This window comes from Bacteroides acidifaciens, from assembly GCF_903181435.1.
Taxonomy (GTDB): Bacteria; Bacteroidota; Bacteroidia; order Bacteroidales; family Bacteroidaceae; genus Bacteroides.
The window spans coordinates 687,137-701,080 of sequence record NZ_CAEUHO010000004.1 but is presented as its reverse complement, the minus strand read 5'-3'; the positions used below and the strand labels follow the sequence as shown (position 1 = coordinate 701,080).

Annotated in this window: 10 protein-coding genes; all 10 read right to left on the bottom strand. The window is 40.0% G+C overall.

Annotation, left to right across the window (positions count from 1 at the left end; translation table 11 throughout):
* Positions 1 to 36: 36 nt before the first annotated feature.
* Positions 37 to 2,811: a TonB-dependent receptor gene (locus tag CLIN57ABFB40_RS14805; protein ID WP_175630809.1), complete on the bottom strand. Its 2,775-nt coding sequence runs from the start codon at positions 2,809 to 2,811 to the stop codon at positions 37 to 39.
* Between the two features lie 146 nt (positions 2,812 to 2,957).
* Positions 2,958 to 4,901 carry a fimbrillin family protein gene (locus tag CLIN57ABFB40_RS14800; protein WP_175630808.1) on the bottom strand — a complete coding sequence of 648 codons (1,944 nt, stop codon included), beginning with the start codon at positions 4,899 to 4,901 and terminating at the stop codon, positions 2,958 to 2,960.
* A 49-nt stretch (positions 4,902 to 4,950) separates the two neighbouring features.
* Complete coding sequence (locus tag CLIN57ABFB40_RS14795; RefSeq protein WP_175630807.1) at positions 4,951 to 6,528, bottom strand: fimbrillin family protein; 1,578 nt, start codon at positions 6,526 to 6,528, stop codon at positions 4,951 to 4,953.
* Between the two features lie 465 nt (positions 6,529 to 6,993).
* Entirely contained in the window at positions 6,994 to 7,203 is a 210-nt protein-coding gene (locus tag CLIN57ABFB40_RS14790; protein ID WP_254871789.1) for a hypothetical protein, read from the bottom strand.
* A 169-nt stretch (positions 7,204 to 7,372) separates the two neighbouring features.
* Positions 7,373 to 8,665: an MgtC/SapB family protein gene (locus CLIN57ABFB40_RS14785; protein ID WP_175631234.1), complete on the bottom strand. Its 1,293-nt coding sequence runs from the start codon at positions 8,663 to 8,665 to the stop codon at positions 7,373 to 7,375.
* A 55-nt stretch (positions 8,666 to 8,720) separates the two neighbouring features.
* Positions 8,721 to 9,188 carry a CYTH domain-containing protein gene (locus CLIN57ABFB40_RS14780; protein ID WP_175630806.1) on the bottom strand — a complete coding sequence of 156 codons (468 nt, stop codon included), beginning with the start codon at positions 9,186 to 9,188 and terminating at the stop codon, positions 8,721 to 8,723.
* A gap of 114 nt (positions 9,189 to 9,302) precedes the next feature.
* The gene (locus CLIN57ABFB40_RS14775; RefSeq protein ID WP_175630805.1) at positions 9,303 to 10,355 is read right to left on the bottom strand and encodes a porin; all 1,053 of its coding nucleotides are present in this window, start codon (positions 10,353 to 10,355) and stop codon (positions 9,303 to 9,305) included.
* Between the two features lie 211 nt (positions 10,356 to 10,566).
* A complete protein-coding gene (locus tag CLIN57ABFB40_RS20470) occupies positions 10,567 to 10,701 on the bottom strand; it encodes a hypothetical protein (protein ID WP_262886967.1) in 135 nt (44 codons plus the stop codon).
* Positions 10,702 to 10,785: 84 nt separating this feature from the next.
* A protein-coding gene (gene prfB / locus CLIN57ABFB40_RS14770) for a peptide chain release factor 2 (RefSeq protein ID WP_175630804.1) occupies positions 10,786 to 11,902 on the bottom strand; the annotation gives its coding sequence in 2 pieces (ribosomal slippage) (positions 10,786 to 11,838 and positions 11,840 to 11,902; 1,116 coding nt in all).
* An 84-nt stretch (positions 11,903 to 11,986) separates the two neighbouring features.
* On the bottom strand, positions 11,987 to 13,798 hold the full coding sequence (locus CLIN57ABFB40_RS14765) for an AMP-dependent synthetase/ligase (protein WP_175630803.1): 1,812 nt from the start codon (positions 13,796 to 13,798) through the stop codon (positions 11,987 to 11,989).
* Positions 13,799 to 13,944 lie beyond the last annotated feature (146 nt).

Below are 13,944 nucleotides of genomic sequence, written 5' to 3'. Positions count from 1 at the left end.
ATTTATTAATTAGTATATTTACATATTTTGATTTCCTTAGAACCGGTAGCTGATATTCATGAAGCAGTTGATTCCTTGCATATAATAATATTTATTAGGAAGAAGTCTTGGGTTCAACAAAGATTTCTTTCCATTCTTTACCGTAACAACACGTCCTTGCTCATAACCGCCAGTACGCACGTCTGTTTTATTGAGAACGTTGTTCACCGATAAATTAACATTGATAGACTGTCTATGTGGTAAATAGAATATCTTTCCAATAGACAAATCTACAGTGCAAGCACTACCGAAGCGCTCCTGAGCAACCGTTTCCTTATAGTACTGGTATTGTACCGGATCGGCCACAGGATCAACTTGGTCATAAGTTTCCGCCAAACGCCGGCTAGGCGATACGTCTACATAGTTACGTCCAAAGGCATTCAAGTTTGCTCCCAAAAACCAATAATCAATAAAATAGCGAACGCCAAAAGTTCCTGCAAATTGAGGCATACCTCCTACATGAAGATTCTTCATGTAGACCGTACTACTTTTATCCTCGTTCTCAGGATCAGCTTCGTAATTCTCAACTCCCATCGGATTATTGCTATAATAATATTCGGATATTGTACCTGCCAAATCAAAACTCCAGTGATTATCCAGTTTATAAGTTGCACCCAACTCAATACCACGATGCACCTTATTCATATTATACAGCACATGATTCAAATACGATGTTCCATTGAAATAACTATTACGATCCATTTGATCATAGAAATTAGTTTGGAACAAAGACACCCGTCCAGTAAGTGAAGGTAGAGAGAATATATAATTAATATCAGCAGAAAATACTCTTCCACTCTTCAAATCCTCTTTTGATACAGAGGTCGTCGTATAATCGGAAATACGAGGAGAAAGATAGACATAATTAGGCAGAGGAGCCTCTGTCCCATAACTGATATTAGCTGTCAGAAAATGCCGGCCATTAATCTTATAAGTAAGCCCGGTCTTTACTCCCATATCAACGAAAGTGTATGTACTTCCTTTGCCGTATGAATCATTAGGGTAACGCCCATTTCTCATCTTTCCGTCACGATAAAAGCTCGTATAGTCTATTTTCACACCATAATAAGCATCCAATTTGGCAGATGTATACTTATCTACTATCCATCCTCCTGCTTTAAAAATATTCAGATCGAAATTATAACCAAAAATTCCGCCTTCATATACTTTACGATCGGGACGGTTCAAGTCATTTTGTTTTCTCAACTTATCCCCGTAGAAATCTTGTTCGGCATATTTATCATAATCCCAGACATATGATGCGCCTAAAAGGTCGTTCACCGTTTTAAACTGCCGGGAAAGAGTAGAACGTGCTTCTATACCGGCAGTCAATGTGTGATGGTCATTCAGACGAGCGTTGAAAGTAGAGTTTAGAGTTGTCTCGAATAAGTCACTTCGACGTTCCTCTACCATATATTCTGCAGAACCGTCACCTAAGGCATTTGTCAGATACATATTATCCCAATTGATTTGAGTATAATTTGTATCATTTCTTCTCCAAAGCAGTTCACACTTATCAGCCCCCTCTTGATTATCAAACCCTTCAACGGCATACTTGAAGTAAGAAGGAAGCTGACGATAATAATCCGGACGTGGATCCGGAGCGTTATACCAATTCAGAGCAGTATTCCCATAACGTCCATAATGAGTACCTAAACCGGTAGTCAGTGTCATATCGTCATTAATCTTCCATATATGTGAAAGAATTAGAGTGGGATCGAAAGCTTTCACTACTTTCGCATTTCTTTTTTTACCGTCTTGATATCCCCAGTTCGGATTATAGAGATAATTGTCCAGGTATTCGTAAACCTGTTGATAAGAAGCACTTTGTTGTCCGCGCACGACTGGCGAACCGAAAGTTACAATAGAAAGACTGTGCTTGCCGCCTTGCCATTGTTTCTCCGCAGAAAGCGCATAAGAGAAGTTACGGTAGAATGTACCGTCTATTGCTCCTTCATGCGAATACCGACCACCGACAGATGCAGAAAATGCCCATCCATTATCCATCAGACCTGTGGAATATGTGACCATTCCACGCAAATAATAGTTGCGGTTAGTATAAGTAAGTGTAGCTTTAGTACCCGGAGTATATCCGGATGCGCGCATATTTACATTTTCTGCTCCACCAATAGAACCGTAGGTGAAAGCAGACGGTGCATTATAATTTACTACGTCTCCGTTACGGGTCATATCGTTTAATGCACCAATAGAAGAGTAATTGAATACTCCTCTCAATTGGTCATTGAAATTGACTCCGTTGATGTATTTTTTTTCATAAGGACTTTCGTACCCTCTGGCACGGAAGCGCATAGGTGATAACTGATAAGCCGCCTTATTCAGAAACACATCGTTAGAAAGGATTACTTTCGAACTAATCTCTTGCGAAGCGCCTTCTACATCATCATCTACCATGGCTTCATCAACCACACCAATCAATGACAAATCTTCAGTAGCAGTCAACTCGACAACTTCAATAGTGCCGACATCAGTAACTACTCCCTTAGCTATGTCTACTAAAATATTCTTTGGAGCAATGCCTACTGAATTAAAAATAAGTACATCCTTTCCAGGGGATATATTATTAAAGAAGAAAGCTCCTTTCACATCAGTTCTGGTCTGCCTGTTTTCTCCGTTCAGAGTCACAATTACTCCAGGAACGGGCTGTTTGCTTTCCGAACCAATCACACGTCCTTCTATGCCTGTCTCTGACTCCTGAGAAAAGAGGAGAGCCGGGAAAAGGAGTGTTAGTAAAAGCACAAAAGTTTGTTTCATAATTATCAGTTATATATTATTATTTAGAGGTGGCTTACGCAGATAAACATTCCTCATAGAATATATTATCTGCGCTTACCACTCTTCCAAGCTATGTATATCTTGAAATGATTTCAAGTTTATAGAGTTTCGTCTCTATTTCTACGTCATTTACCTGTTCCGACCAACTTTACATTATCGACACGGAAACCAAGAGTATTCTTTGTGCTCAAACTTGTAAACTGAACATAAATTATATCATCCGGCAAAGTTAGTTCTACCGATTGATATGTGTTCTGAGCAACAGATTTACTCGGAACTGCTACGTCTCCCTTATCTGTACTCACTGTTATTACATTCTGATCACCAGCCTTATTAGCAGTAATGTCATATGTAAGCTTCAAATTAGTGCATTTGCTTGTGTCAAATCCTGAAATTTTCAATGCACAATCTTTTGATGCAGGAAACCAAACATGACCATTCATTTGACTAGTTGCTCTTACAGAGGCTTCGCTATAACTAGCAGTTTGCAATGGATCTGTGTAAGTAAGATTATGTGTATCAGTCCATCCTGTATATTTATCTAGATTAGGATAATAATTACCCTCTTTTACTGGATCCCCAAAAGTTTCTTCTATAAATACAACCTCTTCTCCCGGTTTTGAATCATCTGGTTCTGATGGGTCCGGATCAACTGCACTACCACCATCAGCCACTACCTTTACATTTTGAATTTGCCAAGTAACAGCAGAAGACGCTGTACTAATATATTTAAAAGCAAATTTCATAGATTTACCTGCATATTTAGACAAACTGATTTCTCCGGATGAAACATAATCATAAGTAGTTCCTGTTCCATAATTAGGAATTGTTACCTGTTCCCAATTTTCTTCCGAAGCGTTAGTCATCCACAAAGTCATTTCTTCTGTTCGTGTACCAGCACTATTTTTATCACAGTGCATAAAAGTCAATGTAGCAGTAGTAGCTTTACTTAAATCAATAACTGGAGAAACCAGCCAACTCTCTGTTGCGTATTTATTCGGATTTTTATAGCCAGATGCCTTCATATAACCCACCTCATTATAAACGCCATGATTCCAAACAAAAGTTAGCTCAGAAGGAAGATTTTTATTATCAATAGTAAATGAACCCATACCTTTATTAAACGATTCATCCAGCAAAATCACCTCTCCAGGAGTTACACTACCACCACCAAAGTCTACATCAATATCGCCACCCGGCACCTCAATCCAGTCAGTTATAGTAGCAGCATCCATAACAATCACAGGCTGACCATTACTATCACTCAGTTTTACTTTATGCACATATTTACGTCCTGCGTCCAGAACAGTCTGTGGATAGTCAGCTGTATAAGACTTTCCATTCAAATCAAACACAACTTTTATATCGCTCAACGCCGTAGCCGGTAATACTATGGTAGTAGCAGTAGCACCATTCACGTCTACATTAGCCGCAATATCAGCCACAGTTCCAGCATTACTTAATTTACCATCAGCCAATGTAAAATCAGCCTTAGTATTCAATCCTTTAAATGTTACTTTAAGCCCGTTCAATGTGGGAATAGTAGCATCTTTTTCAATATTAAATACAATTTGGCTCAACATATGAGCAAACTGTAGCTGCGGAGTACTTGATGTGCCTTTTGCAAAGCCTTTTGCATTGTCTGAATAAAGAAGATCGATAGCCGGCTGATCTGTTTGGGTGGCAACATCTACCTTATATGTAGTTCCTGTCAAAGAAGTTACATAAGGATAGTATGCTACAAAATCGACAGAGCTACCATCTGTCGGATAATACAAAGCATTTTCCGCATTAGAAGCAGTCAAATTTCCATTTTCGTCTGTTGTATGTAACTTATTCGCAGCAATTGCAGTAGATAAGTCTCCGTTAGCAGCTTTCATAAAAATACCGACCTTATCACCAGTAGTCCACTTGGCATTGGCAGCCCTTGTGTTAAGTCCCTGAATTGAAGAAGTAAAGCTGATAGGCTGACTCCCGTCGTTCCATTCACTTTTATCATCATTACTCACACATGCAGCAAGAGTAAAGAGTGATAATGAACCCATAAATAAGAATTTCCCTAATTTCATAATTCGTTTAGTGATTAGTTAAACATAGATATAATAAAAGAACTAAAATTTATTGCCATTTTGATTTATCCAACTTTTTAGCCTGAGCATCCAAAGTCGGGAAGAAAGTAAAGCCTGTTTCTTGTTCCAACTGTTCAACAGAACGGGCCTCATTCATATAGTTAGTGCCCGTATAATTTTGATTACCCATTTTAAAAGCTATTGTATAGAATATCCCATTCACCTTACGAGCCAGCGCTTTAAAGTAATATTCAGGCACAGCCATCTCCTTCATATATTGAATATTACTTTTAGGCGGCATTGCGCCAGTTACAACAAAAAGCGTATCTGAAGCAGGAATCCACTCACGTACTTTGTTTTCCAATGCGGCCCAAATAGTTTGATTCATTTTCGATCCGACTTGTGGAGTCATATTCGAATAATAAAAAGTAGTATTATTAGTAGCTTTATCACATGTACGGTCACCACTAGGAATCTGATGTCCTCTGTCGTAACCATTCCCAAAACTTTTCTTCAAATCAGCCTGCAAGTTTGAAGAAATACTAGGGTCGTACTGCCACGCTTCAGTTCTACCTGAGTTACCCAATGCATTCTTAAACAAAGGATAAGCCACCCAATAAGCAAACTTCAAGTTCGTATCATAAAGCATACTATAGTTGCGCAATTTCTTTTTAGAGACTGGATCTACCATTGAGTTAGGCATATCATGTATGACGTACATTATTTTAGGATCTTTCAATTGACTTTCTGTAATGACAGGAGTTTCTCTCCATTTAGCATATTTAGCCTCAGGATCGACTTGTCCCTCACCGTTTTTAAAGTTTACGGTGTAGGTATAAGTATGTCCTTTCTCCAACATGAGATTAGGCAAAGGTTGTTTATGAGTCTTTCCATCCTGATTGAGCACCAGTTCTACATCAACAAGAGTACCTTCGGGTAACAAAATAGCCTCAGCTATCAATCCCTCACCTCTTACCATATGCATATCCACCACTCCTTCAGAATCCGTATTGATCGTTAGCGTCCCGTCTGCCAACTTAAATTCTCCTTTAGTCTTCACACCCGAAATAGACACTGTCAATCCACTCAACGAAGTACCTTCTACACTCTTGATATTGAATACTAGACGGGCTAATTGATGTGAAAAAGAAAGATTAAGCGCATTGGAGCGTTCACCAATTCCTTCCAACTTATCAGCATATAATAAATCAATTGCCTCTGGAGATGCCTGATTCGTTACATCAACCGGATAAATAAAGTTGTTAATTGTTTCCTGATGTGGATAATATGCTATAAAATCGACTTTAGTGCCATCATCCGGAAAAGAAAGATAGGTTGATGCTGGCAAGAAATTACCATCACCATTCTCTGTGAAGTATTCGACATTATCACCTTCACCAACAATGGAACTTGCACTTAGTTCAGACCCATTTTTTTTCATATAAACACCGATAGCGTCACTTGGAGCCCACGAAGCTCCGGCCGCTCTTGTGTACGTACCTTCAACCACCGAGGTGAAACGTACAAACTGCTGTTTCCCACTCTCTGTTTCTTGCTGCGCTTCCTTAGTGCAAGAACCTAACGCCAATAGTAACACTATGGCATACAACACATGTCTTTTTCCCATCTGTCTCAAATTAAGTCATCCATTAGAGCGGGCAAAATAAAGATAAGTAGATTACATTCTCATTACAAGAACAATACAATAATAATATACATTCCAAACTCTCCCTCTCTATATACTTCAGTCTACTTTTGTTCGTTTAGAATAACAAATATAGAAACAAATATTTAAATAAGCAATCGAATCCAAAAAAGTTTTAATAGAGAGTTGCAAACACTAGAAGTCAAAATGATATTAAACCTATAAAATATTAAGCCAAACACTGTACTAATACCCACAAATATCAAACAAAAAAAACAGTTAATCATAGATGACCATATCCTTTTGAAAGAGAAAAAAAACACAAACATCAATAACCAACTGTTATTCTTGCTTACTAAAGTAAGGAAAGCCCCTATTCCTTTCGTAGAGAAACTATTTCTACATTGCAATATTTGAAATCAATGCAAAGCATTAATATATTGCTATTTAAAATCGATAAGAAGTCCCCACCGAAAATGCAGCATGTACAGGAGTCAAATCTCCACCTGCAAAAATATCTTTAGTAAACATACGCAAGCGAGGTTCTGCAAAAACTCCGAATCCTTTTATCAATTTATAATAACAATGTAAGCCGCCTTCCAGACCAAAGGTTGTCTTATTAGGTTCTGAACCAAAAGCCAGTACCGGACCTGCCAAAATCTCTACTCCAAATTATTCCTGTCCGCTAAAGTTTAGCGGACAGGAATAAAAGAAAATTAAAATACAAGCTAAATCTTCTACTTTTTCATACTATTTACGTCCCCAAAAGTCATAACACAAAGAAAAGAAACAAGTTAGCAGTAAAACAACATAGCAATACTTTTCTTTAAAGATAGAAGAATAGTAACAAAACAAGATTACAGCCAATCACCACACCGAATCCTCCCAAAATCCAAGGGCGGAGTCTGCTCCCCTTTCCGGCAAAAAACAGCGCATAGAGCATATTAACTAGTATATTACTGATGATAGCCTGCATGCTACAAGCCGTAATAACCAGCACAGCAACACTGCCTGTATTTTGCAACAGGTTTAATATGAAAGGCGTGATATCGCTAAAGCCTGATACAAAAGAAAGAAGATTCAGTCCGCCTGTACCGGCATAAACCAATGTATAGTGAGTCAGAATAGTAAAGACTACAAAAAGTACGGCAAAAATCAATGCTACCTTGAACTCCAACGGGTTGCTGCTATCATCGTCTTCTTCGGTAGCAGACCGACCTTTCGGGCGTTTTTGCCGGGAATGGATAAACCATCCCACAACGGCTGCTACGACTGACATAATCAGCAAATACGGATAAATAGAAAGGAAGATTTCCCTGCTAAAGATAAGTATCAGTATCATAAAACGCAAGAACATCATGCTAACAGCCAGCAACATGGCGCCCACATATTCGGTAGCTTCTTGTTCCGAGGCTTTCCGGCTCTTACGGGCCAGCACCGAGATAGTAGCCGTACTGCTATACAATCCACCAATAATGCCGGAAACCAAAGTTCCCGATTCATGGAATACATACCGCTTCAGCAGATAAGAAAGATAGGAGATACCGGATACCACAACCGTTGCCAGCCAAATAGAATAAGGGGTCAGTTTTATATCAGGAATCAGATTCTTATTCGGAAGCATAGGCAATATAATGCCACTGATGGCCAGGAATTTTGCCAACGTTATCATTTCGTCATTCTTCATGCGTTGGGCAAACTCGGTGAAGGTGTGTTTGAGTTCAGTCAATAAAAGTACAGTCACTATCACCATGACGTAGAACCAGGAAGGTTGTGTAGCCACAATGGGAGCCATACAATACGTAATCAAGGCAATGATAATAGTTGTAACGCCAAAGACATGGAACTGGGATTGCTTCACATAATAGTTTAATCCCAACAATAAGCCCAGCACTGCGCCACCACCCATAAACAAACGCATATCGGTAGGATCCAGTATATAGAGCAGGTATCCCAATATACCTATGAAAGTAAAAGTACGGTCGGTTCCGAAAAGAGTCGTTTCTCCCTCACGTTTCAAACTGATCCGGCGTTGCGAGAGTCCGATTAATAAAGAGAACAAGGTTACCAATACAAAAGTAACCAATTCCCGCGGCACATAATTGTACAACTGTTCCATATCCATACATTGCTCTTTTTAGATAAGAACAAATATACAGTTTATTTGTTAACGTTCACCACGTTTTATACGGTTTTTTCATTAGTTGGGAGTTGTAATAGCGTATATCTCCCGTCACCTCTTCACCGATAAAGTCCGGTTTTACAAAAGCCTCATACTCAGATTCAAGCTCCACTTCCGCCACGATAAGACCGTCGTTCTCACCATAAAACTCGTCAACTTCAAATATATGTTCGCCGCTGCGCACCAGATAACGGGTTTTATCAATGATACCCGGTTCGCAAAGTTTCATCAGTTCTTCCGCTTCAGACAGAGGGAGTTCCTTTTCCCACTCGTAGCGACTAGTGCCGGAAGCATTAGACGCTCCCTTAATAGTCAGATAACCTCTGTTGTCACGAATACGGACCCGGACAGTTCTCCCGCGAGCACTGCTGATATACCCTTGCACAATACGGCTCTGCGCAAATGCAAAAGGTTTGAATTCTCCGGAAACTAAAAATTTACGTTCTATTTCTTGTGCCATGACGCAAAGATAAATTAAAAATTGAGAATTAAAAAATGATTGTTTAGTACCCCTCACACTATCCACAAAAGAACCGCAACAGCTTAATTCTCATTTTTTAATTCTCAAATTATTTCAGAATCTCGTCATAAATTCAATTACGATCTTATCCTGTTCGGATTCTTTAGGTACACCGGACTTCTTATAGAAATATTTTTCGAAATTCAGCCGCAGGTCAGCGATAAAGGCTTTAGAAAGACTTAGTGTGATTCCGCCTGTCACACGATGGCGGGCATAATCATTGATTATCAAAGCCTTGGTTCTTTCATCTTTCCTGCCGTCACTATGATCCGTCATCATGTCATAACGGGCAAGAAATGAAATCTTGTTGAATACCTTTTTCAATGGTAAATCGTAATTAATGAAACTATTCACAGCATGCACATCCTTGAACGTTTCGTGCCCATACATCTTATATAAGTATTCTGCTTCAATATGGAAACGGTTATTCTGATAATAAATACCAACATCATACACATTGATTCGTACATCTTCCGGTTTTATCATTTGGGTGCTGAGTGTTACATTCCAATTCTTATCAGGCAACAGTTGCGCTTTCACCGAATAATTCAACGTCTTATGCCATTCTTTCTGATTCGTCAAGCCGGAACCGTTGAATAATCCTCCTTCAAGGATAAATGGGACGCTTCCTTTATTTATATAAGCCGTAGTAAAACCAACATCGCGTACATTCCCGACTTGTTTGGCAATGAACGAACGGTTTGCGAAATATTGTTGATGGGGAGAGCGATGTGCGTCTATCGTGAAAGGAACACGCATTTGTCCAATCGTAAAATTCAAGTCTTGCAGCGGAAAGACACGCGCATAGGCATCAAGCATTTTAATAGAGCCTTCGTCCGAAAGGTCGATTTCCGCTTTATAAGCCACCAACGGATGCACATTTCCTGAAACGCTGAAACGCGCATTACGTACCTCGAAACGGCTTTCCTGCGTTTCCGTCTGGTATTCATATTTTCCTCGGATGGTTCCATGAATTTCAGGCAGATAATCTTTAAATTCCATTGTTTTCATCTCCTGCTTTTTACCATCCCCGGCATCTTCCTTGGCCTGTCCGAAGACCGATGTCGCTAGCAAAAGCGTAACGACTGTTGTTGTGATTCTACTCATTTCAGTTGTTTGCTACTTAATTCGTGGCAAAAGTACAACTGCGAGAATACACAAAAATGACAATTTGAATACGGATAAATTACAGAAAAGTTACATTCCTATTACATGGATTACGGATGTGTTACAAATTAAAAGAGTTCACCACAGATTACACAGATTATACAAATTATGGGAGAAAATCTGTATAATCCATGTAATCTGTGGTGAATAATCAGCCAAAAAAGGAATATGCGATAAGCATAATCAGCGCCAAAATAATCAATGAGACAAACACTATTTTGACAACTCTTTGGGCTTGCTCTTCTTCCTTTTTGCTTATTGCTGTTTTTTTCTTACCCTTACCCATACTAGTTAGCTTTAAAGTTCAACGCTAACAAAGTAAGAACAAATCTTTTAACTTTCCAAAAATAACACTTGCTAATTTTGCACTTTATGACTCTTGTGAGGAAAATTCCATCAGATAGGCTTTGACAAAGCCATCTATCTTACCGTCCATCACTCCGTTCACGTCCGAAGTCTGATAGTTGGTACGATGGTCTTTCACACGGCGGTCATCAAATACATAGCTTCGTATCTGTGAGCCCCATTCAATCTTCTTCTTGCCAGCTTCCACCTTTGCCTGTTCTGCCATGCGGTGCTGCAACTCCTTATCATATAAGATAGAGCGCAATTGGCGCATTGCATTCTCACGGTTCTTCGGCTGGTCACGGGTTTCGGTATTTTCAATCAGGATTTCTTCTTCCTCGCCCGTATAAGGGTCTTTGTACTGATAACGCAGACGGACACCGGATTCCACCTTGTTCACATTCTGTCCGCCGGCACCACCACTCCGGAATGTATCCCACGAGATATTGGCAGGCAGGATATTCACCTCAATGCTATCATCTACCAATGGAGTGACGAATACGGAAGCAAAGGAAGTCATACGTTTGCCTTGTGCATTGTATGGAGAAACGCGAACCAGGCGGTGTACGCCATTTTCCCCCTTCAGATAACCGTAAGCAAAATCTCCTTCGATATTGATTGTACAGGTTTTAATTCCCGCCTCATCGCCTTCCTGAAGGTTGGCAATGGTAGCTTTATAGCCGTTTGTTTCGGCATAACGCAAATACATACGCATCAGCATGGAAGCCCAGTCCTGACTTTCCGTACCACCGGCACCGGAATTGATTTTCAATACGCAAGCCATCTGGTCGGCTTCATCGCGAAGCATATTTTTGAGTTCGAGTGCTTCTACAGCTTCGTAAGCTTTCGCATAAGCTGCGTCCACATCTTCCTCAGTCACCAATTCTTCCTTATAGAAATCAAAAGACAGTTCGAGTTCGTCTGCCAGCGTCTTGACTTCATTATAGCCGTCAATCCACTTTTGCAGGTCTTTCACCAGTTTCATTTGAGCTTCGGCTCTCTTTTGGTCATCCCAGAATCCCGGAGCTTGTGTCCTTAATTGTTCTTCTTCGACTTGAATTTTCTTCCCGTCGACGTCAAAGATACCTCCTCAGCGCATCAGTGCGCTCTTTCACGTCTTTAAGTTGTTCAATAGTAATCATTTGATTTACAATTTTATTATTTACAGATTTCAGATATCGGGCACAAAGATAAGCAAAATTCCGCTACTAAAAAGAAACAGCGGACTATGCGTTTTCTTCATACATCTTTTCAATCAAGTCCTTATAATTTTCCGAAACAACCGAACGCTTCAACTTCAACGTATTAGTCAGTTCCCCACGTTCCATGCTGAATGGTTCAGGAAGCAAAGTGAAACGTTTGATTTGCTCGTAATGCGCAAACTGCTGTTGCAAGGTCTCTATCCGCGCACGGAACAAACCTACAATCTTAGGATGCTGCAACAAATCAGCCATATCTTTGTATTCGATACCTTTCTCCTTTGCATACTCTTTCACATATCCATATACAGGAACAATCAGAGCGGAGACAAACTTACGCTGATCGGCAATAATGGCAATCTGGTCGATATACCGGTCGATGACCAGTTTCGTTTCCAAAGCCTGCGGAGCAATATACTTGCCATTCGAAGTCTTGAACAAATCCTTGATACGTTCCGTCAGGAAAAGCTGACCATTCTTGAAGTAACCCGCATCCCCCGTGTGAAACCATCCGTCGGAATCAATGGCAGCAGCCGTAGCTTCCGCTTTCTTATAATATCCTTTTGTAATAGTCTTACCGCGAAGCAGGATTTCATTATCCTCACCTATCTTCACTTCAATTCCGGGTAATACGACACCTACCGAACCGATGTCATAGCCTACGGGCAACGTACAGGATACAGTAGCCGTAGATTCTGTCAACCCATATCCTACCACCATATTGATTCCTACCGAATGGACGAATTCATTGATTTCATCAGGTACGGCAGCACCGGCAGTCGGGAAAAAGTTACCATTCTCAATACCAATTGTTTTCTTCAGTAGAGCGTAGATGGTCTTTTCGTAGAATTTATATTTCAGTTGATTCATCACCGGAGGAGTCTTACCCAAACGCAGATAATCCAGATTATGGATTTTACCTACCCGGATAGCATCAAGCATCAGTGCTTTCTTCAACCCTGTTGTTTCGTTTATTTTCTCCTGTACGCCTGCATACACTTTCTCCCAGAAACGGGGAACACTACACATCAGCGTCGGACGAATTTCCTTAATCGTTGTCTGAATATCCGCCGGACGGAGATTGATACAAATCTGCACTCCTTTATGAATACAAAAATAACACCATGCTTTCTCAAACACGTGTGTCAAGGGGAGGAAATTCATAGACACATCCTTATCCGACATCGTTGTCAAACGGTCATCGTGTGTTTGAAACTGTTCCAGATAACAGGAATGATGAAGCATGACGCCCTTCGGTTCACCCGTTGTGCCGGATGTATAGAGAATGTTTGCCAAATCATCGTATGAAGCCCGTTCGGTACGCTCTTCTACCGTATCATTGTGAGGCAGTCCCTCTCCCATCGCCATAAATTCGTCAAAATAGATAGAGGATACGTCACGAGGATCCTTCATCACCGAACGGTCAAAGATAATCAGTTGTTGCAGGGAAGTACAAAAACCGAAGATACTGAAAGCAGCATCATACTGGAATTGCTCACCTACAAAAAGATAACGTATTTGTGCATCATTGATAATATATTGTGCTTGCGCCGGAGAACTGGTTGCATAGAACGGAATAGTAACAGCCCGATTAGCAAATGCTCCAAAGTCTACATAAAACCATTCAGGTTTATTCTGCGAAAAGATTCCGATATTTTCTTGTTCCTCTACTCCTAGTGCCACAAGTGCGTTGGCCGCCTGTCTCACCGTTCCGGAGAACTGATTCCAGGTAATCGGAATCCATTGTGCTGTCTCATAGTCGCGATATCTCAGAGCTACCTTGTTGCCATATTTTTCAGCCTGACGATGGACTAAGACAGATAAATGATGATAAGTCATACTCTTTGTATTAATAAATATGGCACAAAGGTATTGGTTTTATTTGAAACTAATTCTATGTTGAGAATTAATTATTTAAGAAAAGGGTTATTAAAAGCGGTTATTACTCCATAAAGAACATCGCAAATATAGAACTTTTTCCTAAC